The following is a 23,460-nucleotide window of genomic DNA, read 5'->3' as shown; positions in this document are numbered from 1 at the left end:
AGGTGACCCGCGTGCGCCCGAACCGCTTCTACGACGTGATCCGCATCGGCCCGGTCCAAGTGGCCTCGTTCAACAACGGCCGCGGCCAGACCCGGCACACCGCCGCCTGCACCGCTCCCAAGTGCGGTTTCTCCAACGAATACGGCGACCGGTCGGCCGCTGAACTCGCCGCCCGCACCCACCGCTGCACCTGAAAGGAGGCACGCCATGCAGTTGCCCGAAGATCAGATCCGCGCCGGACACATTCCCGCCGACCTCTACCGGCAGATCCCGCCCGGCACCGACATGCGACGCGTCGTGATCGTCCATGAGGCTCCGCGCTCCTACAAGGGCCCGATCGTCCTGACGCTCGTCGTCCTCACCGGATCGGTCGCGGTGCTGCTGGTGATCGCCTTCGTCGTCCAGGTCGTCGCCGGCGCGGCCATCGGAGTCCTGTCGGCCACCGGCGGACTCAGCTACACGATCAACCGCACGTCCAAGCACAAGACCCGCAAGCGCAAGTAGCACCGGCCGGGGCGGCCTCAACCGCCAAGTTTCCGCCGCCCCGGACGGCTCGCCCATCCAGATCCAACGGACCCGAAAGGGAAGCCTCATCATGCCTCAGCACGCCTCGAACACGCGCGTCTGCCGCGACTGCGACGGCTTCGCCACCGCCGCCATCACCACCGGTGCCCGACACCCGGACGGCACCCGCGCCACCCTCCGGGTCACCTGCCCGGCCTGCCAGGGCACCGGCCACACCGCCCCCACGGCCCTCGCCCGGACGGGTCGGTGATCGCGGTGGCTCTCCTCGACTGGCGCTCTGCCAAGCACTTCGACTCCAGCGGTGACAAGCCGTGCGTCCTGTGCGACAAGCCCACCCCGCTGCGCTCCGACCGCGGAAAGCCCGTGCACAAGGTCTGCGCGGAGGACTGGATTGACCGCCACACCGTGACGGAGGACGACGCGTGACGAACGTCCCCGCCGCGGCGGGCCTGGACCCGGCCACCCTCACCGACGTGCTGAGGCTGGCCGGGTCCACCGGCTTCGACCGCATCCAAGACCAGATCCGCCGCACCGGCGGCTGCTCCGACCCGATCCACCTGCAAGGCTCAACCGTCACCCGCGACGCCACCACCGGGCAGGTGCTGCACTCCTACTCGACCGACACCGAGCCGGGCGGCCGGCTCCGCCTCGCGTGCGGCAACCGGCGGGCTTCCCGCTGCCCCTCCTGCGCCTGGACCTACGCCGGCGACACCTACCACCTGATCCGGGCCGGCCTCGTCGGCGACCCGACCAAGGGCACCCCGCACACGATCCGGGACCACCCGCGGGTGTTCGCCACCCTCACCGCCCCCTCGTTCGGCCCGGTCCACAACCGGCCCGGCAACCGGCCCTGCCGCTGCGGTGTCCGCCACGGCGAGGACGCTCCCGAGCTGGGCACCCCGCTTGACCCCGACACGTACGACTACGCGGGCGCTGTGCTGTGGAACAACCACGCCTCCGAGCTGTGGCGCTACTTCACGATCTACCTGCGCCGCGAGATCGCCAAGCGCGCCGGCCTCACGCAGAAGGAAGCCAAGGAACAGTCCCGGGTGTCCTTCGGGAAAGTCGCCGAGTACCAGAAGCGCGGCGCCGTGCACTTCCATGCAGTCGTCCGCTTCGACGGTCCGGACGGGCCCGACTCGCCTCCTCCGGCGTGGGCCACCCTCGACCTGCTCACCGACGCGATCCACGCCGCCGCCGCCCGCGTGGAAGTCGACGTAGCCCCCTCCGGCGACCAGCCCGCCCGCACCCTGCGTTGGGGCACTCAGCTCGACGTGCGCCCCATCCGGGCCTTCGGCGACGGCGAGGACATCACCGAACAGGCGGTCGCCTCCTACGTCGCCAAGTACGCCACGAAAGCGGCCGAGACCACCGGCACCGTAGACCGCCGGATCGGCAGCAAAGACGCGCTCGTCCTGCTCGGCGTTCCCGACCACCCCGCCCGGCTCATCGCCGCGTGCCTCGACCTCCACGCGCTCTACCCGGACCGCAAGCTGCGCGACTGGGCCCACATGCTCGGCTTCCGCGGCCACTTCTCCACGAAGTCCCGCCGCTACTCGACCACCCTCGGCGAACTGCGCCAGACCCGCGCCGACTACCGCGCCGCCCAGCAACGAGCCGCCCTCGGCCTGCCCGATCCCGACGACGAGGACGCCACCACGCTCACCCTCGCCCACTGGACCTACGCCGGCCACGGCCACACCCCCGGCGAATCCTGGCTTGCCGCCAACATCCGCCGCGACATCCAGCACAACCGCGAGACGGCCCGTGAGGAACTACCCGCCCTGCTCGACCTGGAAGGAGCCGCTACATGACCACCGCTGTCCCGGAGCTGCTGACCGTGCCTGAGGTCATGGCGCGGCTGAAGGTGGGCCGTACCAAGGTCTACGACCTGATCCGGACCCACCGCCTCGTGTCCATCAAAGTCGACGGCTGCCGCCGTATCCCGGACCACGCGGTCCGCGACTTCATCGTTGGTCAGATCGGGGAGGCTGCCTGATGGCGAAGCGTCGGCCCAACGGCGGCGGCACGATCACCAAGCGGTCCGATGGCCGGTACCAGGGTGCCGCGTACGTGACCGACACGGACGGCAACCGGGTGCGCAAGTACGTATACGGCCGGACGTGGGATGAGGCGAACGAGAAGCTGGGCAAGCTCCAGGATCAGGAGCGGAACGGCATCCCCGTGCCCTCCCGGTCCTGGACGCTCGGCGAGTGGCTGGCCTACTGGCTGGAGCACATCGTCTCGCCGGAGCGTGAGCACAACACGTACGTGAAGTACGAGTCCAAGGTGCGGCTGTACCTGCTGCCTCACCTCGGCAAAAAGCCGTTGGTCAAGCTCACCCCGGCGCAGATCCGAGCGTTCATGGCCGCGCTGACCCGGGAGAAGGTCGGCGCCTCGGCCCGCTTCGAGGTCCTGCGCGTGCTCCGCAACGCCCTCAACCGGGCCATGCGCGAGGAGCTGATCACGCGGAACGTCGCTCTCCTGGTCGACATGCCCAAGGTCAGCAAGGACAGGGGCACGGCGTGGAACGCCCGCGAGGCGATCGCCTTCCTCCGCTCGGTGCGTGCCCACCGGCTCTACGCGGCCTGCGTCCTCGTCCTGGTCCTCGGCCTCCGCCGAAGCGAGGTGCTCGGGCTGCGCTGGCAGGACATCGACTTCGAGGCCGGCCGCTTCACCCCGGTCAAGCAGGTGCAGCGGGTCAAGGGCGTGGGCCTGGTCCTCAAGGACCTCAAGACGGAATCCTCACAGGCCGTGCTCCCACTCCCCGAGTTTTGCGCCCGTGTCCTGGATGAGCGGCGCGAGCTGCAAGCGCTGGAACGGAAGATCGCCGGTGAGCACTGGTCGCAGGAGCCGGACCATGACCTGATCTTCTCCTCCGAGCACGGCGGCATGATCGACCCGGTGGGCTTCTCCCGCACCTTCGATCGCCTCGTCAAGCGCGCCGGCGTCCGCCGGATCACGGTCCGCCTCGCCCGGCACACCTGCGGGACCCTGCTCGCCTTCCTGAAGGTGCACCCCAAGGTGGCTCAGGCGATCCTCCGGCACAGTCAGATCAGCATGACCATGGACATCTACACGCACGTGGTCGGCGACAGCGAGCGGGAAGCGGTCGGCATGCTCGCCGAACTCCTGGAAGATCCGCTCATTGGCTGACGTGTCCGCTGGATGGGCGGCGGCGCCGGAACCTGCTGCGCACCCAGATCACGCTGAGAGCGACTGTGGCAACCATGGACAGAAAGATCGCCCCAAGAACCACTGTCACTCCAGCCGAGATCACGAAGATCCCCCACCATGGCGGATCGCCTTCCACAGTCCTCCTCAGCGCAGCATCCGTACCAAGCACGACGCTGGGAAGCTGAGGCCGGTTCCATGACAGCCGTTGATGTCAGCCGTGGATGTCAAAGACCCCCAGCAGCAACCGGCTGGGGGTCTTTTCGCTGGTGGGGCTAACAGGATTTGAACCTGTGGCCTCATCCTTATCAGGGATGCGCTCTAACCAACTGAGCTATAGCCCCGCCGCGCTCTGCGGTGTATGTCCCGCGCGCTGACTCCTGAAGATTAGCGCACGAGGCGGGCAGTCCCAAAATCGGTTGTCGCGGGGCCTCGGAGCGAGGATCACTCGTCCTCGGCGAGCGTCAGCTCCACGCCGCCGACGAAGCCGGCGGACAGGTTGTAGATGAACGCGCCGAGCGTGGCCAGGGCCGTCGCGAGGACGACGTCGATGACCGCGATGACCGTCGTGAACAGCAGCACGTTGGGCAGCGAAAGGAAGGACTGCAGGTCGAAGCCGTTGGACTCGTTCGATCCTGTGGCCTCGGCGATCGTGCCGCCGACCGTCGAGAAGACGCCCATGGCGTCCATGACCATCCACAGCACGGCGGACGCGACGATGGTGCAGATGCCGAGCGCGATGGAGAGCAGGAAGCTGACCTTCATCACCGACCACGGGTCGGCCTTCGACACGCGCAGGCGTGCCTTGCGGACGCGGGGCGTGGTGCGGGCGCCGGTGCGCGGGCGGCGCACGGCGGACGCGTTGCCGCCCTGGGTCTGGTAGGCCTGCGGCGGGTGGTACGGCCCGCCCTGCTGCTGGGGCTGCCGTTCTCCCGGCAGCGGCGAGGCCGCCTGAGTCTGCTGGCCTCGGGTGTCCGTCACAGTTCCCCCCTGGGATCCATGCGTCTTGGACGAGCTCGCCGAGTACGAATCGGTCGCTCCCTCGTCGATCTTGCGCAGTTGAGTCGTGTGCGAATCCGTCGCACGCGCGGCTGAGCCACGGCCGCCGCCGCCCGTTTCCGTACCCGTGGGGGTACCGGCCGATCCGGCGCCCGTGGCTCCGCTCACGATGACTCTCTCCTCGTGCTACTCGGCCGAGGGCGCCTCGCCCTCGTCCGTGCCGGTGGTCGCGGCACCCTCGGCGGTCTCGTCGACGACCACATCGCCGTCGACCTCCTCCGCCTCGCGTCCCGCCTCGGCGTTGCGTGCGATGCCGACGACGGCATCGCGCTTGCCCAGATTGATCAGTTGGACACCCATGGTGTCACGGCCCGTCTCCCTGACCCCGCTGACTCGCGTACGAATCACACCGCCCGAGAGTGTGATGGCGAGGATCTCGTCGTGCTCCTCGACCACCAGCGCGCCCACGAGCGACCCGCGGTCCTCGACGATCTTGGCGGCCTTGATGCCGAGGCCACCGCGACCCTGGACGCGGTACTCGTCGACGGAGGTGCGCTTCGCGTACCCGCCGTCTGTGGCAGTGAACACGAACGTACCGGCTCGAACAACATTCATCGAGAGCAGCTCGTCCCCTTCGCGGAAACTCATGCCCTTGACACCCGAGGTGGCACGGCCCATCGGACGCAGCGTGTCGTCCGACGCGGTGAACCTGATCGACTGCGCCTTCCTGCTGATCAGCAGCAGATCGTCCTCGGCCGAGACAAGTTCGGCTCCGATCAGTTCGTCGTCGCTGCCGTCCGCCTGCTCGCGCAGGTTGATGGCGATGACACCACCCGAACGCGGCGAGTCGTAGTCCTTCAGCGACGTCTTCTTCACCAGGCCGGCCTTGGTGGCCAGGACCAGGTACGGAACCGCCTCGTAGTCGCGGATCGCGCGGATCTGGGCGATCGACTCGTCCGGCTGGAAGGCCAGCAGGTTCGCCACGTGCTGGCCGCGCGCGTCCCGCCCGGCGTCGGGCAGCTCGTAGGCCTTGGCGCGGTAGACGCGGCCCTTGTTGGTGAAGAACAGCAGCCAGTGGTGCGTGGTGGACACGAAGAAGTGGTTGACGATGTCGTCTTCCTTGAGCTTCGTGCCGCGCACGCCCTTGCCGCCGCGCTTCTGGGCCCGGTAGTCGTCGGTCTTGGTGCGCTTGATGTAACCGCCACGCGTGACCGTGACGACGATGTCCTCCTCGGCGATCAGGTCCTCGATGGACATGTCGCCCTCGTACGGGATCAGCTTGGTCTTGCGGTCGTCGCCGTACTTCTCGACGAGCGCCGTCAGCTCCTCGCCGACGATCCCGCGCTGGCGGACCGGGGAGGCGAGGATCGCGTTGTACTCGGTGATCTTCGCCTGGAGTTCGTCGTGCTCGCGGACGATCTTCTGGCGCTCCAGGGCCGCCAGGCGGCGCAGCTGCATCTCCAGGATCGCGTTGGCCTGGATCTCGTCGATCTCCAGGAGGTCCATCAGGCCCCCGCGCGCGATCTCGACGGTGTCACTGCGCCGGATCAGCGCGATGACCTCGTCGATGGCGTCCAGGGCCTTGAGCAGGCCGCGCAGGATGTGCGCCCGCTCCTCCGCCTTGCGCAGGCGGAACCTCGTGCGCCGGACGATGACCTCGATCTGGTGGTTCACCCAGTGGCGGATGAAGGCGTCCAGCGAGAGGGTGCGCGGCACGCCGTCGACCAGGGCCAGCATGTTGGCGCTGAAGTTCGACTGCAGATCCGTGTGCTTGTAGAGGTTGTTCAGGACGACCTTCGCGACCGCGTCCCGCTTGAGCACGATGACCAGGCGCTGACCGGTGCGGGACGACGTCTCGTCCCGGACGTCCGCGATCCCGCCGATCTTGCCGTCCTTCACCAGGTCGGCGATCTTCTGCGCGAGGTTGTCCGGGTTGGTCTGGTACGGCAGCTCCGTGACCACCAGGCACTGGCGGTTCTGGATCTCCTCGACCTCGACGACCGCGCGCATGGTGATCGAACCACGGCCGGTGCGGTAGGCCTCCTCGATGCCCGTGCGGCCCACCACCAGCGCGCCGGTCGGGAAGTCGGGGCCCTTGATGCGCTCGATGAGTGCGTCGAGCAGCTCCTCGTGCGAGGCCTCGTAGTTCTCCAGGTACCACTGGGCGCCGGCCGCGACCTCGCGCAGGTTGTGCGGCGGGATGTTGGTGGCCATGCCGACCGCGATGCCCGCCGAGCCGTTGATCAGCAGGTTGGGGAAGCGGGCGGGCAGGACGGTCGGCTCCTGTGAGCGGCCGTCGTAGTTGTCCGTGAAGTCGACGGTCTCCTCGTCGATGTCGCGGACCATCTCCATCGCCAGCGGCGCCATCTTGCACTCGGTGTAGCGCATGGCCGCCGCCGGGTCGTTGCCCGGTGAGCCGAAGTTGCCGTTGGAGTCGACGAGCGGCATCCGCATCGACCAGGGCTGGGCGAGGCGGACCAGGGCGTCGTAGATGGAGCTGTCGCCGTGGGGGTGGTAGTTGCCCATGACGTCGCCGACGACGCGGGCGCACTTGTAGAAGCCCCGCTCGGGGCGGTACCCGCCGTCGTACATGGCGTACAGCACGCGGCGGTGCACGGGCTTGAGGCCGTCACGGACGTCGGGCAGCGCACGCGAGACGATGACGGACATCGCGTAGTCGAGGTAGGAGCGCTGCATCTCCGTCTCGAGCCCGACGGGCTCGACACGCATCGCCAGGGCGTCACCCTCGGGCGTCGTCACAGGAGTGTTCTCGTCGGTCATTGCTGGTGAAGGTCCTTCCTGGTGCGGTCAGCTGAGACCGACTCAGATGTCGAGGAAGCGGACGTCCTTGGCGTTGCGCTGGATGAACGCGCGCCGGGCCTCGACGTCCTCGCCCATCAGCACCGAGAACAGGTCGTCGGCCTGCGCGGCGTCGTCGAGGGTGACCTGGCCGAGCACGCGGTGCTCCTGGTCCATGGTCGTGATGCGCAGCTCCTCGGCGTTCATCTCACCGAGACCCTTGAAGCGCTGCACGGAGTCCTCGCGGATGCGCTTGCCCGCGTTGCGGCCCATCTCGATCAGCGCGTCGCGCTCACGGTCGGAGTACGCGTACTCGAAGTCGTCCCGGCCCCACTTGATCTTGTACAGCGGCGGGCGGGACAAGTACACGTGCCCGGACTCGACCAGCGGCCGCATGAAGCGGAACAGGAAGGTCAGCAGCAGGGTGTTGATGTGCTGGCCGTCGACGTCGGCGTCCGCCATCAGGATGATCTTGTGATAGCGGAGCTTCTCGATGTCGAAGTCCTCGTGCACCCCCGTGCCGAACGCGGAGATCATCGCCTGGATCTCCTGGTTCTGCAGGATCCGGTCGATGCGCGCCTTCTCGACGTTCAGGATCTTGCCGCGGATCGGGAGGATCGCCTGGTACTGCGGGTTACGGCCGGACTTGGCCGAACCGCCGGCGGAGTCGCCCTCGACGATGAAGATCTCGCACTTCGTCGGGTCGTTCGACTGGCAGTCGGACAGCTTGCCCGGCAGCGACGCCGACTCCAGCAGGCCCTTACGACGGGTCAGGTCACGGGCCTTGCGGGCCGCCACCCGCGCGGTGGCCGCCTGGATACCCTTGCGGATGATGTCCGCGGCCTCGTTGGGATTGCGGTCCAGCCAGTCGGCGAGGTGCTCGTAGACGACCTTCTGGACGAAGGTCTTCACCTCGGTGTTGCCCAGCTTGGTCTTGGTCTGGCCCTCGAACTGCGGCTCCGCCAGCTTGACCGAGATGATCGCCGTCAGACCCTCGCGGATGTCGTCGCCCGTGAGGTTGTCGTCCTTCTCGCGGAGCAGCTTCTTGTCCCGCGCGTACTTGTTGATCAGCGAGGTCAGGGCCGCGCGGAAGCCCTCCTCGTGCGTGCCGCCCTCGTGCGTGTGGATGATGTTGGCGAACGAGTACACGCCCTCGGTGTAGCCGCCGTTCCACTGCATCGCGACCTCGAGGGACAGGAACTTGTCCTTGTCCTCGGCCTCCAGGTCGATCACGGTGGGGTGCACCACCTCTCCCTTGCGGGAGTTGAGGTACTTCACGAAGTCGACGATGCCGCCCTCGTAGTGGTACGAGACCGACTTGACCTCGTGCTTCTCGTCCTCGCCCGCCTCGTCCGCGCCGGCGGTGGCCTTCGCCGACTCGCGCTCGTCGGTGAGGTTGATCCGCAGGCCCTTGTTGAGGAACGCCATCTCCTGGAAGCGCCGGGAGAGCGTCTCGAAGGAGTAGTCGGTGGTCTCGAAGATGTCGCCGTCGGCCCAGAAGGTGACCGACGTGCCGGTCTCCTCGATGGCCTCGTGCCGGGCGAGCGGCGCGGTCGCGATGCCGAGCTTGTAGTCCTGCGTCCAGCGGTAGCCGTCGGTCTTGACCTCCACGGCGACCCTGCTGGAAAGGGCGTTGACGACGGAGACACCCACACCGTGCAGACCGCCGGAGACCGCGTAGCCGCCGCCGCCGAACTTGCCGCCCGCGTGCAGCACGGTCAGCACGACCTCGACGGCGGGCTTGCCCTCGGAGGGGACGATGCCCACCGGGATGCCACGGCCGTTGTCGACGACCCGGACACCGCCGTCGGCGAGGATCGTGACGTCGATCGTGTCAGCGTGGCCGGCCAGTGCCTCGTCGACGGAGTTGTCCACGACCTCCTGCACCAGGTGGTGCAGGCCACGTTCACCGGTTGAGCCGATGTACATACCGGGTCGCTTGCGGACCGCGTCCAGACCCTCGAGGACGGTGATGGCACTGGCGTCGTACGAGGCGGAGGTCTCGCCGTGCGACGTGCTCACCGCGTCGTTCACGCCGGTGTCGGTGGACGGGTTGTTCTCGTTGGGGTTGCCGGAATCGGCCACGAAGCGCCCTTTCTGGCACAGCACGAGCCGGGCTCGTCGGCGGTTGCCGGAGCGGCTGCGGCATGTTGCGTTGGTAAGCCTTGATCAGCGTTGCTCAGCTAGTCCCGGACGGTCCCCACGTTCGGGGCGGGATTGCGTTCCATTCTACCGGTACCACTGACACTGATGGGGGTTTGCCGGTACCTGAGTCCGCATGTGCCGCCCTGAACCGGCGTCGTCCGACTCCCGATATGCGGATGGGGGCCTCAAGAGGCTCACAACGGCACTCAGCGCTTCGAGGCGTCAACCCTTTGCTACTTGGGAGTCAGATCGCGATCCGCAACCGCGCGTGGTGGTACGACGAAGCGGGCACCAACGGTTCACACCGGCCCCTGACACCTATTTTTGTGAGGTACATCACGCACCCCTGACGAGGTGTCAGATCACCAGAACGTCACCCGTAGGTGTCGCCAGGACCCTGACTGCCGGGCGCCCGCAACGGCCCGTAACGCCGCCCAGGACCGCCCAGGCCACCCGGACCCAACACCTTGATCATCCGCACCGACCCGTGCCCCAGATCCTCGTTGAGGCGAGCCACCAGCGTCGGGGCGAGCAACCGCAGATTCGTCGCCCAGGCCGTCGAGTCGCACCGCACGACCAGCACCCGCTCGTCCTCGTCGTACCGCTCCGGCACACAGTGCTTCGCCACGTCCTCACCGACGATCTGCGGCCAGCGGCCCATCACCCCGCCCACCGCCGCCGGCGTCTCCCACCCGCGCTCGGTGATCAGCCGGTTGATCGCCGAACCCAACGCCATGGGATCACGGCCGTCGGCACGCGCCCCGGAGCGCAGACCGCCGCGCCGCGCCTGCCTCTTCTGCTGCGCAGCGTCCCCACGCGCGCGTGCCGCCTCCCGCGCCGCCCTGAGCGCCACGCGCGCGAGATCGACCCCCGAGGGCTCCGGACCACTTCCCTCGCGGTCCCCGGAGGGCTTCCCGGGGCCCGGCTCGTCCGCGCTCATACGCGCTCCACCGTCCCCTCCGCCACCGTGAACCGCGCCCCCGCAAGCACATGCGGCACGTCGTCGTCGACCGCGGCCGTCACCAGCACCTGCTCACCCGGCGCCACCAACTCGGCCAGCCGCTCCCGGCGCCGCGCGTCCAGCTCGGCGAAGACGTCGTCCAGCACCAGCACCGGCTCGTTGCCCTCCGCCCGCAGCAGATCGAACGACGCCAGCCGCAGCGCCAGCGCGTACGACCAGGACTCGCCGTGGGACGCGTAGCCCTTGGCGGGCATCGAGCCGAGCTTGAGCAGCAGATCGTCCCGGTGCGGCCCCACCAGCGTGACGCCCCGCTCGATCTCCTGCTTGCGCGCCTCGGCGAGCGCGGCCATCAGCTGCTCGTACAGGTCCTCGCGCGTGTGCGCCTCACCGGGCGCCGACGGCTTGTACTCCAGGGCGAGGGGACCACCACCCGGCGCAAGCTGCTCGTACGCCTTGTCGGCCAGCGGCTGCACGGCCGCGATCAGGTCCAGGCGCTGGGCGAGCAGCTCCGCTCCCACGCGCGCGAGATGCTGGTCCCAGACGTCCAGCGTGGACAGGTCCATCGTGCGGCCGCCGTGCCGACGGGCGAGCGCGGCCGACTTCAGCAGGGTGTTGCGCTGCCTGAGCACCCGGTCGTAGTCCGAGCGCACCCCGGCCATCCGCGGGGAACGGGCGGTGATCAGCTCGTCCAGGAAACGGCGCCGCTCCCCGGGATCGCCCTTCACCAGCGAGAGATCCTCCGGCGCGAACAGCACGGTACGCACGATGCCGAGCACGTCACGCGGCCTGACCTGCGAGGACCTGTTGACCCTGGCGCGGTTGGCCTTGCCCGGGTTCAGCTCAAGCTCGATCAGCTGCTGCCGCTCACCCTGTCTGACCTGGGCGCGGATCACGGCACGCTCGGCACCCACGCGCACCAGGGGGGCGTCGGAGGAGACCCGGTGGCTGCCGAGGGTGGCGAGATAGCCGACCGCCTCGACGAGGTTCGTCTTGCCCTGCCCGTTCGGGCCGACGAAGGCGGTGACGCCCGGGTCCAGGGGCACCTCGACCCGGGCGTACGAACGGAAGTCGGCCAGCGACAGATGCGTGACGTGCATGGTCGTGCGCCGACCTCCCCAACCTTCGGGTGTTGCTTACTTCTTCTCGACCGCGTGGCCGCCGAACTGGTTCCGCAGCGCCGCGATCATCTTCATCTGCGGCGAATCGTCCTGCCGCGACGCGAACCGCGCGAAAAGGGACGCCGTGATCGCGGGCAGCGGCACCGCGTTGTCGATCGCCGCCTCCACAGTCCAGCGTCCCTCACCGGAGTCCTGTGCATAACCCCGCAGCCCGTCCAGGTGCTCGTCGTCGTCCAGCGCGTTGACGGCCAGGTCCAGCAGCCAGGAGCGGATCACCGTACCCTCCTGCCAGGACCGGAAGACCTCGCGGACGTTCTCCACGGAGTCGACCTTCTCCAGCAGCTCCCAGCCCTCGGCGTAGGCCTGCATCATCGCGTACTCGATGCCGTTGTGGACCATCTTCGCGAAGTGGCCCGCGCCGACCTTGCCGGCGTGCACGGCGCCGAAGTCGCCCTCCGGCTTGAGGGCGTCGAAGGCCGGCTGCGCCTTGGCGACGTTCTCCGAGTCCCCGCCGTACATCAGCGCGTAGCCGTTCTCCAGGCCCCAGACGCCGCCGGAGACGCCGCAGTCGACGAAGCCTATGCCCTTGGCCGCCAGCTCCTCCGCGTGCTTCTCGTCGTCCGTCCAGCGGGAGTTGCCGCCGTCCACGACGACGTCGCCGGGCTCCAGCAGCTCACCGAGCCGGTCGACGGTGGCCTGAGTGGCCTCGCCGGCCGGGACCATCACCCAGACCACGCGCGGGGCGCTGAGCTTGCCCACAAGCTCTTCCAGGCTGTGGACATCGGCGAGGTCCGGATTGTGGTCGTATCCGACGACGGTGTGGCCCGCGCGGCGGATCCGCTCGCGCATGTTGCCGCCCATCTTGCCGAGGCCGACGAGACCGAGCTCCATCAGTTGCGTTCCTTAGGTGTGCGAGGTGGCAAGGCGGCACCTCCGTACCCGCCGGATGCGTGCCGCGGCACTTTCGTACCCGCGCCGAGCCTAAACCCGGACGCCCGTGCACAGCTGTGGGCATACGCGCTCAGACGTACGCCCCCACCTGCGGGTTCTTCCCCACCTTGTGGACAGCCGACGACCTCAGCCGCTCAGCCGCACCGGCATACTGCGATCTTGTGGGGGACGACCCCCACACCCCCAGCAGGCATCCGCCAGGCGGCGACCGGACAGCTCAGCCGCTCAGCCGCACCGGCATGATCAGGTACTTGTAAGCCTCGTCCGCCTCGGCGTCCAGCGCGGGCTTGCCGCTGAGCAGCGCCGGCTTCGTGGACGTCGTGAAGGACAGCTGGGCCACCGGCGAGTCGATGGCGCTCAGACCGTCCAGCAGGAAGGTCGGGTTGAAGGCGATCGAGATGTCGTCGCCCTCCAGCTGCGCGTCCACCCTCTCCACAGCCTGTGCGTCGTCGCTGGAGCCGGCCTCCAGGATGAGCACGCCCTGCTCGAAGCTGAGCCGCACCGGGGTGTTGCGCTCCGCGACCAGGGCCACACGCTTGACGGCCTCCACGAAGGGGGCGGTCTCGATCACGGCGACGCTGTTGAACTCCGTCGGGAAGAGCGTCTTGTACTTCGGGAGGTCGCCCTCCAGGAGACGCGTCGTCGTCCGGCGGCCCGCGCCCTCGAAACCGATCAGGCCCTCGCCCGCGCCCGAACCGGACAGCGCCAGGATCACCTGGTCACCGCTGGTCAGCGCCTTGGCGGTGTCCTGGAGCGTCTTGGCGGGCACCAGGGCGACCGCGGAGATCTCCGGGTTCTCCGGCTTCCACAGGAACTCGCGGACCGCGAAGCGGTAGCGGTCGGTGGAGGCCAGCGTCACCGAGTCGCCCTCGATCTCGATGCGCACCCCGGTCAGGACGGGCAGCGTGTCGTCGCGGCCCGCGGCGATCGCCACCTGCTGCACGGCCGAGGCGAAGACCTCGCCGGGGACCGTGCCCGTCGCCTCCGGCATCTGCGGCAGCGCCGGGTACTCCTCCACCGGCAGGGTGTGGAGGGTGAACCGCGAGGAGCCGCAGACCACCGTCGCCCGTACACCGTCTGTGGAAATCTCCACCGGCCGGTTGGGGAGGGCGCGGGAGATGTCGGCGAGCAGACGGCCGGAGACGAGGACCGTGCCCTCCTCCTCGATCTCCGCCTCCACCGACACCCGCGCCGAGACCTCGTAGTCGAAGCTGGACAGGCTCAGCTGCCCCTCCTCGGCCTTCAGCAGCAGGCCCGCGAGGACCGGCGCCGGCGGACGGGCCGGAAGGCTGCGAGCCGCCCAGGCCACTGCCTCCGCGAGTACGTCGCGTTCCACCCGGATCTTCACTGTTGCCGCCTCCTGCTGTTGCCGGCGCTGCTCGCCCTGCTGGCCTTCGTCGTCTGAGTCGGTGCCGTCGGTCCCCCTGAGGGGCAGAGCACCGGGGACCAGTCTGACGCACCCCACTGACAGTAGGTGCCGTTCGGGGTCAAGTCGTGACGAGGGGCGGTCGGGCTCGAGAGGGCGAGTTGTGCACAGGACCCGCTTCGAAACGAATTCCGCTCTCTCTCTAGTCGCTAGTAGTAGTAGGGCCTGTGGATACCGTGGATAACCTCGTTTGCCCAGGTCAGAGCAGGAATTTTGTCCACCGGGCCTGTGGGCGGAGCCGGTGGACAACCGGGCGTATCTGTGGAGAACAGAAAGTTCTGCACACTCCGTGCACAGGCAGGGGCGACTTCTCCCCAGAGCCGTCCCCAGCTTTACCCACGTTTCCCACAGCCCAACCAAGCACCTTGATGTGACGCCTTTCACTCGACGTGGTGACAGGGCGCGTCACGTTGCCGAACAGTGGACAGGCATGTGGAGAAGCTGGGGATCGCTGGGGACAACCTGCTCCAGCCTGTGGGTTGCCCGTGGACAACTGAACGCACAGCCTGTGGAGCGTTTCGTCGTCCACAGCCTGTGGAGATCGTTTGTCCACGAATCCACAGGGAGCTGACCTGGCCTGATGATCCCTCAACACCCTGGCCTGTGGACAGGATCGGGACAACTTCCCAGTCCCCAAGGTGTGGACGGAAAAAACTGGCCGAATCTGTGGAGGACGGCCGTAACCCCGCAGGTATTCGAACAGCGGCCCGGACGGCAGTACGGACCCGCGGGCACGCGAAGGGCGCCCCCGGGGTGTCCAGGGGCGCCCGTGTGGCCGGTGCCGGCGGCCGTCAGCCGTTCTTGATGCGGTTGGTCAGTTCGGTGACCTGGTTGTAGATGGAGCGCCGCTCGGCCATCAGATTGCGGATCTTCCGGTCGGCGTGCATCACCGTGGTGTGGTCCCGGCCGCCGAACAGCGCGCCGATCTTCGGCAGCGAGAGGTCCGTCAGCTCGCGGCACAGGTACATGGCGATCTGCCGGGCCGTCACCAGCGCGCGCCCGCGCGAGGTGCCGCACAGGTCCTCGACGGTGAGTCCGAAGTAGTCGGCGGTCGCGCCCATGATGGCCGTGGACGTGATCTCGGGGGCCGAGTCCTCACCGCCGGGGATCAGGTCCTTGAGGACGATCTCGGTGAGGCCCAGGTCCACCGGCTGCCGGTTGAGCGACGCGAACGCCGTCACCCGGATCAGTGCCCCCTCCAGCTCGCGGATGTTGCGCGAGATCCGGGAGGCGATGAACTCCAGTACCTCCGGCGGGGCGTTGAGCTGCTCCTGTACCGCCTTCTTGCGCAGGATCGCGATGCGCGTCTCCAGTTCGGGCGGCTGGACGTCGGTGATCAGTCCCCACTCGAAGCGGTTTCGCAGCCGGTCCTCGAGGGTGACCAGCTGCTTGGGCGGCCGGTCGGAGGAGAGCACGATCTGCTTGTTGGCGTTGTGGAGGGTGTTGAAGGTGTGGAAGAACTCCTCCTGCGTCGACTCCTTGTCCGCGAGGAACTGGATGTCGTCGACGAGCAGGATGTCCATCTCGCGGTAGCGCTTGCGGAAGCTGTCGCCCTTGCCGTCGCGGATGGAGTTGATGAACTCGTTGGTGAACTCCTCCGAGCTCACGTAGCGCACGCGCGTGCCGGGGTAGAGGCTGCGCGCGTAGTGCCCGATGGCGTGCAGGAGGTGGGTCTTGCCGAGTCCCGACTCGCCGTAGATGAACAGGGGGTTGTAGGCCTTGGCGGGTGCCTCGGCGACGGCGACGGCCGCCGCGTGGGCGAAGCGGTTGGAGGCGCCGATGACGAAGGTGTCGAAGAGGTACTTGGGATTGAGGCGCGCGGTCGGTTCGCCCGGGCCGGTCGCCGGCGCGGGCTGGGCGGCCAGCGGGCCGGGCGCCCCGGTGGCGGGTCCGGGGCCGACGGGGCCGCCGCGGTGGACGTGTCCGGAGCCGGGCGGGGGCTCGGGCAGGTCCCGGCGGGGGCCGCGCTGCTCGTAGTCCCCTCGCGGCTGGTCGTAGTCGCCCCGAGGCTTGTCGTAGTCGCCGCGGGGTTTGTCGTACTCGCTGCGGGACTGCTCGTAGTCGCCGCGCTGGGAGTCGTACGACGGGCGTTCCTGGGGCTGTGGGCGGTAGTCCTGCTGGTACGAGTCGTGGGAGTACGGCGGTGGCTCCTGGCCGTACGACTCCTGCGACGGGGACGCGTAGGGGTCCCGTTCCGGGAAGCCGAGGCGCTGCTGCTGCCAGCCGTAGTCGTCCTGTTGCGGCGGGCGCGGCCAGGAGCCGGGCTCGGGGCGCTGGTACTCGTGCGGGTAGGCGGGGCGTGCGTTGGGGAGCTGGTCGGCGCGGTTGCGGCCGTATCCCTCGTACTCGTCGCGGTCGCGGTATTCCTCGCGGCCGCCCTGGCCGGGGAGTTCGGGCTCCTCGTAGCGGGGCTGGGGGCGGGAGGGCGGCGCCTGCGGGGCGGGGGCGGTGGGGCCGGTGGGGTCGCCCGCGGTGTCGTCGACGGTGATCGCGATGCGGATGGGGCGGCCGCATTCGCGGCTCAGGGTCTCGCTGACGATCGGGGCGAGGCGGCCCTCCAGTACGCCCTTCGCAAATTCGTTCGGTACGGCGAGCAGGGCGGTGTCGGCGACCAGCGCGAGGGGCTGGCACCGCCGGATCCAGCGCTCGTCCTTCGACTCGACACCCTGCCCGCGGCCCTCCCCGAGAAGTTGCTCCAGTACGCGTGGCCACACTGCGGCAAGATCGGCAGGTACGTCAGCCACAGGGCACGCTCTCTCACGAGTCCCTCGAAGGTGTGATTCGGGGACGGGTCGGGATGAAACTCGGGTGGGGCAGGGATAAGGGAACGAATCGGAGTCCAGTCACGGTAGTCAGCGCGACGGGTAGGGTTCAAGTTGTTGTCCCCAGCCTGTGGACAAGTGTCTCCCGGTCACCGCTGGTTTGACCGAATGGCGCAGTCCCACGTACCGTAACCAGGTCGAGTTGTCGATGGCTGCTGCCGCCTGCCTCCGATGGGCACAGGTCACGTCCAAGGTGATCGAAAAGCGGTGCACTCGGGCGTAACGCGAGCTACTCGTGGGCGCACGGTGACAGCCAGGACGGCACCCCGCCAACCCCGATTCTTTCTGGAGCCCCCGAGTGAGCAAGCGCACCTTCCAGCCGAACAACCGCCGCCGTGCGAAGACCCACGGTTTCCGGCTGCGTATGCGTACCCGTGCCGGCCGCGCGATTCTCGCGACCCGCCGCAGCAAGGGTCGCGCCCGTCTGTCCGCCTGATCCCGGTCAGGTCATGACATCGTGCTGCCCACCGCGAACCGGCTGAGGCGGCGCGAGGACTTCGCGACCGCGGTACGACGAGGTCGCCGGGCCGGCCGCCCGGCCCTCGTCGTCCACCTTCGAAGCGGTGCCACGGACCCGCACGCGCCTGGGGAGAGCGCTCCCCCGACACGTGCGGGTTTCGTCGTGAGCAAGGCTGTGGGTGGCGCGGTCGTGCGCAACAAAGTGAAGCGCAGGCTTCGCCATCTGATGCGCGACCGGATCGACCTGTTGCCCCCCGGTAGCCTGGTAGTCGTACGAGCGCTGCCCGGTGCGGGTGACGCCGACCATGCACAGCTGGCCCGAGACCTGGACGCCGCCCTGGCGCGGCTACTGGGAGGGGGCGCGCGATGAAGTACCCACTGCTGGCCCTGATCAAGCTCTACCAGTGGACGATCAGTCCACTGCTGGGGCCGGTGTGCAAGTACTACCCGTCGTGTTCCCACTACGGCTACACGGCCATCGACCGGCACGGTGCCATCAAGGGCACGGCGCTCACCGCGTGGCGCATCCTGCGATGCAATCCGTGGTCGCTGGGCGGCGTGGACCATGTTCCGCCGCGTAAGCGTCCGCGGTGGCACGAAATGCTGCGTGACGCGTGGCGTGCACGCAAGGGCGGGCCCTCCGCCGCCGAACCGGCCATCGAAGGACAGGCGGCTCCCACGAGCCCGTCCGGTCCTTCGATCCCGGCCGCAGAGACCCCGCCCCATGCCCAAGGAGCATGATTAGTGGACACGATTGCCAGCCTTTTCAGCTTTATCACCTGGCCCGTCTCCTGGGTCATCGTCCAGTTCCATACGGTGTACGGGGCGATCTTTGGACCTGACACCGGATGGGCCTGGGGCCTGTCCATCGTGTCCCTGGTGATCCTGATCCGTATCTGCCTGATTCCGCTCTTCGTGAAGCAGATCAAGGCGACGCGTGGGATGCAGACGCTCCAGCCGGAGATGAAGAAGATCCAGGAGCGCTACAAGAACGACAAGCAGCGTCAGTCCGAAGAGATGATGAAGCTGTACAAGGAGACGGGTACCAACCCGCTCTCCTCGTGCCTTCCCATCCTGGCGCAGTCTCCGTTCTTCTTCGCCCTGTACCACGTGCTCAACGGCATCGCCTCCGGCGACACCATCGGCAAGATCAACCAGCCCCTGCTGGAGAGCGCGCAGAAGGCGCACATCTTCGGTGCTCCGCTGGCCGCGAAGTTCACCGATGGCGCCTCCAAGGTGGAGTCCCTCGGCGCTTCGCTGACGGACGTCAGGGTCGTCACCGCGGTCATGATCGTGCTGATGTCGGCGTCGCAGTTCTTCACCCAGCGCCAGCTGATGACCAAGAACGTCGACACCACGGTCAAGACGCCGTTCATGCAGCAGCAGAAGATGCTGATGTACGTCTTCCCGGTCATGTTCGCCGTCTTCGGCATCAACTTCCCCGTCGGTGTCCTCGTCTACTGGCTGACCACGAACGTGTGGACCATGGGCCAGCAGATGTACGTCATCCGCAACAACCCGACGCCGGGTTCCAAGGCGCAGGCCTCCTACCTGGAGCGGCTGCACAAGAGCGTCACCGAGCACGGCAAGACGCGCCGCCGGGGCGAGAAGGCCATCGTGAAGGCCATCGTCGCCAAGGGCCGGGAACGCAACGAGGCCGAGCGTAAGTTCATCAACGGCCTGAACAAGGCCGGAATGGCGGCTCAGGCCGACGGCAACGTCGTGAAGAACGACGCCGCCGTCGCCGAGCAGAGCGCGGACGGCTCGACCGTGACGACCGCGGCCACGCCCAAGCGTCAGCAGCCGAAGCGACAGAGCAAGTCCCAGCGCCAGTCCAAGCCCGCCGGTGAGGGTGAGCCGAAGACGTCGCTGACCAAGTCGGACGAGCCGCAGGACAGCAAGCCGGAGGATGGCAAGCCGGAGTCCAAGCCCGCCGGCGCTGCCAAGAAGCCGGCTCAGAAGTCCGGCGGTGGTGGCCGCAGCAAGGCCCAGTCCGGACAGCGCAAGGGCCCGCAGCGGCCCAAGTCCCCGTCGAAGAAGTAAGAAGGAGTCCATCCCGTGACGGAAGGCACCACCTCCGCCGCTGCCGAGGGCGCGGACACCCTGACCCGCCTCGAGCAGGAGGGCGAGATCGCCGCGGACTACCTGGAGGGTCTGCTCGACATCGCCGACCTCGACGGCGACATCGACATGGACGTCGAGGCCGACCGTGCCGCTGTCTCGATCATCAGCGACACGAAGAGCCGGGACCTGCAGAAGCTGGTCGGCCGGGACGGCGAGGTGCTGGAGGCTCTCCAGGAGCTCACGCGCCTGGCCGTGCACCGGGAGACCGGTGACCGCAGCCGGCTGATGCTCGACATCGCGAGCTATCGGGCCAACAAGCGCGCCGAGCTGTCCGAGCTGGGCGCCAAGGCCGCGGCCGAGGTCAAGAGCAGCGGCGAGTCCATGCGGATGCAGCCGATGACGCCCTTCGAGCGCAAGGTCGTGCACGACGCGGTCAAGGCAGCGGGACTGCGCAGCGAGTCCGAGGGCGAGGAGCCGGAGCGCTTCGTCGTCGTGCTTCCCGCCTGATCGGTCCTCTCGTTCTCCGGCCCCGTCTGTTGCGCAGACGGGGCCGAATTTTGTCAGCCTGATAGTTCTGGTGGTTCTGGTACCGGCGCCCGGTGCGCCGGTGCCGTACGGAAGGACGGTCCTTGTGTCGGAGGCAGCGGAGCTTCCCCCTGTACCCGAGCAGGCACGTGACGTGTTCGGTGATCGCTACGCGGACGCGGTCCGCTACGCGGAACTGCTCGCCGAGGCGGGTGTGAAGCGCGGGCTGATCGGTCCGCGTGAGGTTCCTCGTCTGTGGGAGCGGCATCTGCTGAACTGCGCGGTGCTCTCGGAGGTCGTGCCCGAGGGCGTGACGGTGTGCGACGTGGGGTCGGGCGCCGGGCTGCCCGGAATTCCGTTGGCGCTGGTGCGGGAGGACCTGAAGATCACTCTTCTGGAGCCGCTGCTGCGCCGCACGAACTTCCTGACCGAGGTCGTGGAGCTGCTGGGCCTGGACCATGTCACCGTTGTGCGTGGCCGGGCCGAGGAGGTCATGGGCACTATGCCGCCGGTGCACGTGGTGACGGCCCGTGCGGTTGCTCCGCTGGACCGTCTCGCCACCTGGGGGATTCCACTGCTGCGTCCGTACGGCGAGATGCTCGCTCTCAAGGGCGACACGGCCGAGGAGGAGCTGAAGGCGGCGACCGCGGCGCTGAGCAAACTCGGTGCGGAGGAGACGTCGATCCTTCATGTCGGAGAGGGCGTCGTGGACCCCTTGTCCACCGTGGTGCGGGTCGAGGTCGGTGAGAGCCCCGGTGGTGTGCGTTTCGCCGCCAAGCGGGCGAAGGCGGCCCGGACCGGGAGGACGCGCCGGCGCCGCGGATAGCGTCACAGCTCGTTGTGGCGGTGAGGGGGCTGCGGGTTCGTTCTGATGGCCCGCCCTACTCCACACAAGGTGCCATACCTGCGTATGCCGGAGTGTCGCGGCAGTTCGGCATCGACTGCTGTGCATCGTGTTTCACGTGAAACGTCGCTCACTGCTGCACGGCATCATCAGTCGCGGCCGCGCCGCGGCCGACCCCCGCGACCGAAAGCCTCTCGGGTCGCTCGGAGAGGGTACGGAGTTGTCCACAGAGGTGGATTTCTCCACAGAAGACCAGGCCTCACTGGTTCATGACCCCGAAGGCATGGGAGGCTCTGTTCATTGCGAGCCTGAAGTCGAGGAGAGTGAATCCTTGCGGTCCGACGCCAATATCGCGGGACCGATGACCGATCCGGTCCCCGGTCCCCGTACCGAGTCGATGGGAGCGGATGTTTCACGTGAAACACCGCCTCCGATGGACGACACTCCGATCGGTCGTGCTGCCCAACTGGCGGTGGAGGCTCTCGGCCGCGCCGGCGAGGGACTGCCGCGGCCCGAGCAGACCCGGGTCATGGTGGTAGCGAACCAGAAGGGCGGTGTGGGCAAGACGACGACGACCGTCAATCTTGCCGCGTCACTCGCCCTGCACGGTGCGAGAGTCCTGGTCGTCGACCTCGACCCGCAGGGCAACGCCTCCACCGCGCTGGGTATCGATCATCACGCCGACGTTCCCTCCATCTATGACGTACTGGTCGAGAGTCGACCGCTCTCGGAAGTGGTCCAGCCGGTCCCCGATGTCGAGGGTCTGTTCTGTGCGCCCGCCACGATCGATCTCGCCGGTGCGGAGATCGAACTGGTCTCTCTGGTCGCCCGCGAGAGCCGGCTCCAGCGGGCGATCTCGGCGTACGAGCAGCCGCTGGACTACATCCTCATCGACTGCCCGCCCTCTCTCGGCCTGCTGACGGTCAACGCGCTCGTCGCCGGCCAGGAGGTGCTGATCCCGATCCAGTGCGAGTACTACGCGCTGGAAGGGCTGGGGCAGCTGCTGCGCAACGTCGACCTGGTGCGGGGCCACCTCAACCCCACGCTGCATGTGTCGACGATCCTCCTCACCATGTACGACGGCCGGACGCGGCTCGCGTCCCAGGTCGCGGACGAGGTACGCAGCCACTTCGGCGAGGAGGTGCTGCGGACGAGCATTCCCCGCTCGGTCCGTATCTCCGAGGCCCCGAGTTACGGGCAGACGGTACTGACCTACGATCCAGGATCGAGCGGAGCCCTCTCCTATTTGGAGGCGGCGCGTGAGATGGCGTTGAAGGGTGTGGGCGTCAATTACGACGCGACGCAGGCGCACCTTGGCGCTCAGAATGACCCGAACATGGTGGAGGGGATCCAGTGAGTGAGCGACGGAGGGGGCTGGGCCGTGGTCTTGGCGCACTGATCCCCAACGCCCCGACCGAGAAGTCGGTGGCCTCGGCAGCGCTGGGGAGCCCGGCGTCCGCGCCTTCGGGGGCGATGCCTCTGCTGCCGAACGAGCGGGGGGTGGCTGCGGCAAAGGTGGCCGCGCTGTCGCACGTTTCACGTGAAACGGAAGAGCCGGCGGCGCCACATGGTGCGGAGGGGCTTCGGCCTCCCATGGGGGCCCACTTTGCCGAGGTCCCCCTCGATGCCATCACGCCGAACCCGAAGCAGCCGCGCAAGGACTTCGACGACGACGCACTGACCGAGCTGGTCACCTCCATCAGGGAGGTCGGTCTCCTCCAGCCGGTCGTCGTCCGGCCGACGGGGCCCGGGCGCTACGAGCTCATCATGGGTGAGCGCCGCTTCCGCGCCTGCCGAGAGCTGGAGCTGGAGGCCATCCCGGCCATCGTGCGCGCGACGGAGGACGAGAAGCTCCTCCTGGACGCGCTCCTGGAGAACCTGCACCGTGCTCAGCTGAATCCGCTGGAGGAGGCCTTCGCGTACGACCAGCTGCTGAAGGACTTCAACTGCACGCACGACCAGCTGGCGGACCGCATCGGCCGCTCCCGTCCGCAGGTCTCCAACACGCTGCGTCTGCTGAAGCTCTCCCCGAAGGTTCAGAACCGGGTGGCCGCGGGTGTGCTCTCCGCGGGGCACGCGCGCGCGTTGCTGTCCGTCGACGACCCGGAGGAGCAGGACCGGCTGGCCCATCGCATCGTGGCCGAAGGACTCTCGGTGCGGTCGGTCGAGGAGATCGTGACCCTGATGGGTTCCCGGCCGCAGAAGCCGCAGCGGGCCAAGGGCCCGCGGGCCGGTTCGCTGGTTTCCCCGGCGCTTTCGGACCTGGCGACACGACTCTCGGACCGCTTCGAGACGCGGGTGAAGGTCGACCTGGGGCAGAAGAAGGGCAAGATCACCGTGGAGTTCGCCTCCATGGACGACCTTGAGCGGATCCTCGGCAGCCTGGCTCCCGGCGAAGGACCGGTACTGCAGAAGGGCCTCCTGGAGGACGAGGGCGAAGACCTCGAATCCTGATGCTCGGGTAGGTGGAGCACCTCGCGGTGCTGTTCTGCCGCAACGGCGGGTCGTGTCCGGTGCATACCGGAACACGGCCCGCCCTTTGCTTTGCGTCGGTGTCGGGGCCATCGCATCGTGGATACGATGCGATCGGGATGGCGTTGTCACCTGGCAGTACCTCTGAGAGGAAGGCAGGGGCCATGCGAACGATG

23 protein-coding genes and 1 tRNA gene are annotated in these 23,460 nt (G+C 68.2%); 15 read left to right on the top strand and 9 right to left on the bottom strand.

All coding sequences use genetic code 11. From position 1 onward, the window contains the following. Positions 1 to 11 precede the first annotated feature (11 nt). The 7 genes from ACGH7X_RS19495 (at position 12) to ACGH7X_RS19465 (ending at position 3,681) form a co-directional block, all read left to right on the top strand. Positions 12 to 194 carry a mobile element transfer protein gene (locus ACGH7X_RS19495; protein WP_108987213.1) on the top strand — a complete coding sequence of 61 codons (183 nt, stop codon included), beginning with the start codon at positions 12 to 14 and terminating at the stop codon, positions 192 to 194. 13 nt (positions 195 to 207) lie between these two features. Continuing rightward, entirely contained in the window at positions 208 to 504 is a 297-nt protein-coding gene (locus tag ACGH7X_RS19490; protein WP_399886668.1) for a hypothetical protein, read from the top strand. 91 nt (positions 505 to 595) lie between these two features. Continuing rightward, the gene (locus ACGH7X_RS19485) at positions 596 to 775 is read left to right on the top strand and encodes a hypothetical protein (protein ID WP_399886667.1); all 180 of its coding nucleotides are present in this window, start codon (positions 596 to 598) and stop codon (positions 773 to 775) included. Further along, positions 772 to 951 (top strand): hypothetical protein, encoded by a 180-nt coding sequence (locus tag ACGH7X_RS19480; protein WP_399897769.1) that lies wholly within the window; start codon positions 772 to 774, stop codon positions 949 to 951. Before ACGH7X_RS19485 ends, ACGH7X_RS19480 begins: the two co-directional genes overlap by 4 nt. Beyond that, on the top strand, positions 948 to 2,339 hold the full coding sequence (repSA, locus tag ACGH7X_RS19475; protein ID WP_399886666.1) for a replication initiator protein RepSA: 1,392 nt from the start codon (positions 948 to 950) through the stop codon (positions 2,337 to 2,339). The genes ACGH7X_RS19480 and repSA overlap by 4 nt, the downstream gene beginning before the upstream one ends. Next, entirely contained in the window at positions 2,336 to 2,524 is a 189-nt protein-coding gene (locus tag ACGH7X_RS19470) for a helix-turn-helix domain-containing protein (protein ID WP_121701867.1), read from the top strand. The genes repSA and ACGH7X_RS19470 overlap by 4 nt, the downstream gene beginning before the upstream one ends. Next, on the top strand, positions 2,524 to 3,681 hold the full coding sequence (locus ACGH7X_RS19465; RefSeq protein WP_399886665.1) for a tyrosine-type recombinase/integrase: 1,158 nt from the start codon (positions 2,524 to 2,526) through the stop codon (positions 3,679 to 3,681). Before ACGH7X_RS19470 ends, ACGH7X_RS19465 begins: the two co-directional genes overlap by 1 nt. Positions 3,682 to 3,966: 285 nt before the next feature. On the opposite strand, the gene ACGH7X_RS19460 is transcribed toward ACGH7X_RS19465, so the two are convergent. The 9 genes from ACGH7X_RS19460 to dnaA form a co-directional block, all read right to left on the bottom strand. Next, positions 3,967 to 4,043, bottom strand: a tRNA-Ile gene (locus ACGH7X_RS19460). Positions 4,044 to 4,143: 100 nt separating this feature from the next. Next, positions 4,144 to 4,866: a DUF3566 domain-containing protein gene (locus ACGH7X_RS19455; RefSeq protein ID WP_399886664.1), complete on the bottom strand. Its 723-nt coding sequence runs from the start codon at positions 4,864 to 4,866 to the stop codon at positions 4,144 to 4,146. An 18-nt stretch (positions 4,867 to 4,884) separates the two neighbouring features. Next, the gene (gene gyrA / locus ACGH7X_RS19450) at positions 4,885 to 7,479 is read right to left on the bottom strand and encodes a DNA gyrase subunit A (protein WP_399886663.1); all 2,595 of its coding nucleotides are present in this window, start codon (positions 7,477 to 7,479) and stop codon (positions 4,885 to 4,887) included. Positions 7,480 to 7,521: 42 nt separating this feature from the next. Then, positions 7,522 to 9,582, bottom strand: a complete 2,061-nt coding sequence (gene gyrB / locus ACGH7X_RS19445; RefSeq protein WP_399886662.1) for a DNA topoisomerase (ATP-hydrolyzing) subunit B — start codon at positions 9,580 to 9,582, stop codon at positions 7,522 to 7,524. Between the two features lie 433 nt (positions 9,583 to 10,015). Next, a complete protein-coding gene (locus ACGH7X_RS19440; protein ID WP_399886661.1) occupies positions 10,016 to 10,582 on the bottom strand; it encodes a DUF721 domain-containing protein in 567 nt (188 codons plus the stop codon). After that, positions 10,579 to 11,700, bottom strand: a complete 1,122-nt coding sequence (gene recF / locus ACGH7X_RS19435) for a DNA replication/repair protein RecF (RefSeq protein ID WP_399886660.1) — start codon at positions 11,698 to 11,700, stop codon at positions 10,579 to 10,581. Before recF ends, ACGH7X_RS19440 begins: the two co-directional genes overlap by 4 nt. 36 nt (positions 11,701 to 11,736) lie before the next feature. Further along, on the bottom strand, positions 11,737 to 12,612 hold the full coding sequence (gene gnd, locus ACGH7X_RS19430) for a phosphogluconate dehydrogenase (NAD(+)-dependent, decarboxylating) (protein WP_399886658.1): 876 nt from the start codon (positions 12,610 to 12,612) through the stop codon (positions 11,737 to 11,739). A gap of 277 nt (positions 12,613 to 12,889) precedes the next feature. After that, a complete protein-coding gene (gene dnaN, locus ACGH7X_RS19425) occupies positions 12,890 to 14,020 on the bottom strand; it encodes a DNA polymerase III subunit beta (protein ID WP_399886657.1) in 1,131 nt (376 codons plus the stop codon). 869 nt (positions 14,021 to 14,889) lie between these two features. Then, positions 14,890 to 16,842 (bottom strand): chromosomal replication initiator protein DnaA, encoded by a 1,953-nt coding sequence (gene dnaA / locus ACGH7X_RS19420; protein ID WP_399886656.1) that lies wholly within the window; start codon positions 16,840 to 16,842, stop codon positions 14,890 to 14,892. A 376-nt stretch (positions 16,843 to 17,218) separates the two neighbouring features. On the opposite strand from dnaA, the gene rpmH reads away from it, so the two are divergent. The 8 genes from rpmH (at position 17,219) to ACGH7X_RS19380 (ending at position 23,266) form a co-directional block, all read left to right on the top strand. Beyond that, positions 17,219 to 17,356, top strand: a complete 138-nt coding sequence (gene rpmH / locus ACGH7X_RS19415) for a 50S ribosomal protein L34 (protein WP_003975051.1) — start codon at positions 17,219 to 17,221, stop codon at positions 17,354 to 17,356. A gap of 21 nt (positions 17,357 to 17,377) precedes the next feature. After that, entirely contained in the window at positions 17,378 to 17,749 is a 372-nt protein-coding gene (gene rnpA / locus ACGH7X_RS19410; protein WP_087808380.1) for a ribonuclease P protein component, read from the top strand. Beyond that, complete coding sequence (yidD, locus tag ACGH7X_RS19405; protein ID WP_399886655.1) at positions 17,746 to 18,120, top strand: membrane protein insertion efficiency factor YidD; 375 nt, start codon at positions 17,746 to 17,748, stop codon at positions 18,118 to 18,120. Before rnpA ends, yidD begins: the two co-directional genes overlap by 4 nt. Before the next feature lie 3 nt (positions 18,121 to 18,123). Beyond that, complete coding sequence (gene yidC, locus ACGH7X_RS19400) at positions 18,124 to 19,422, top strand: membrane protein insertase YidC (protein WP_399886654.1); 1,299 nt, start codon at positions 18,124 to 18,126, stop codon at positions 19,420 to 19,422. Positions 19,423 to 19,437: 15 nt separating this feature from the next. After that, positions 19,438 to 19,950, top strand: coding sequence for a protein jag (locus ACGH7X_RS19395; RefSeq protein ID WP_399886653.1), 513 nt, complete (start codon positions 19,438 to 19,440; stop codon positions 19,948 to 19,950). Positions 19,951 to 20,074: 124 nt separating this feature from the next. Beyond that, positions 20,075 to 20,794: a 16S rRNA (guanine(527)-N(7))-methyltransferase RsmG gene (rsmG, locus tag ACGH7X_RS19390; RefSeq protein ID WP_399886652.1), complete on the top strand. Its 720-nt coding sequence runs from the start codon at positions 20,075 to 20,077 to the stop codon at positions 20,792 to 20,794. Positions 20,795 to 21,095: 301 nt separating this feature from the next. Beyond that, on the top strand, positions 21,096 to 22,169 hold the full coding sequence (locus ACGH7X_RS19385; protein WP_399897169.1) for a ParA family protein: 1,074 nt from the start codon (positions 21,096 to 21,098) through the stop codon (positions 22,167 to 22,169). Continuing rightward, a complete protein-coding gene (locus ACGH7X_RS19380) occupies positions 22,166 to 23,266 on the top strand; it encodes a ParB/RepB/Spo0J family partition protein (RefSeq protein ID WP_399886651.1) in 1,101 nt (366 codons plus the stop codon). The genes ACGH7X_RS19385 and ACGH7X_RS19380 overlap by 4 nt, the downstream gene beginning before the upstream one ends. Positions 23,267 to 23,460: the final 194 nt, after the last annotated feature.

This window comes from Streptomyces sp. BBFR51, from assembly GCF_044591655.1.
Classification (GTDB): Bacteria; Actinomycetota; Actinomycetes; order Streptomycetales; family Streptomycetaceae; genus Streptomyces.
Note: the sequence above shows the minus strand (reverse complement) of the source record. Positions and strands in the feature narration are given on the sequence as shown.

Excerpts from the sequence above, each read along its gene's own strand:
- ACGH7X_RS19465 (WP_399886665.1), top strand. The coding sequence starts at position 2,524 with ATGGCGAAGCGTCGGCCCAACGGCGGCGGCACGATCACCAAGCGGTCC.
- recF (WP_399886660.1), bottom strand. The coding sequence starts at position 11,700 with ATGCACGTCACGCATCTGTCGCTGGCCGACTTCCGTTCGTACGCCCGG.
- ACGH7X_RS19440 (WP_399886661.1), bottom strand. The coding sequence starts at position 10,582 with ATGAGCGCGGACGAGCCGGGCCCCGGGAAGCCCTCCGGGGACCGCGAG.
- ACGH7X_RS19470 (WP_121701867.1), top strand. The coding sequence starts at position 2,336 with ATGACCACCGCTGTCCCGGAGCTGCTGACCGTGCCTGAGGTCATGGCG.
- ACGH7X_RS19490 (WP_399886668.1), top strand. The coding sequence starts at position 208 with ATGCAGTTGCCCGAAGATCAGATCCGCGCCGGACACATTCCCGCCGAC.
- ACGH7X_RS19385 (WP_399897169.1), top strand. The coding sequence starts at position 21,096 with ATGGGAGGCTCTGTTCATTGCGAGCCTGAAGTCGAGGAGAGTGAATCC.
- gnd (WP_399886658.1), bottom strand. The coding sequence starts at position 12,612 with ATGGAGCTCGGTCTCGTCGGCCTCGGCAAGATGGGCGGCAACATGCGC.
- yidD (WP_399886655.1), top strand. The coding sequence starts at position 17,746 with ATGAAGTACCCACTGCTGGCCCTGATCAAGCTCTACCAGTGGACGATC.
- gyrA (WP_399886663.1), bottom strand. The coding sequence starts at position 7,479 with ATGACCGACGAGAACACTCCTGTGACGACGCCCGAGGGTGACGCCCTG.
- ACGH7X_RS19485 (WP_399886667.1), top strand. The coding sequence starts at position 596 with ATGCCTCAGCACGCCTCGAACACGCGCGTCTGCCGCGACTGCGACGGC.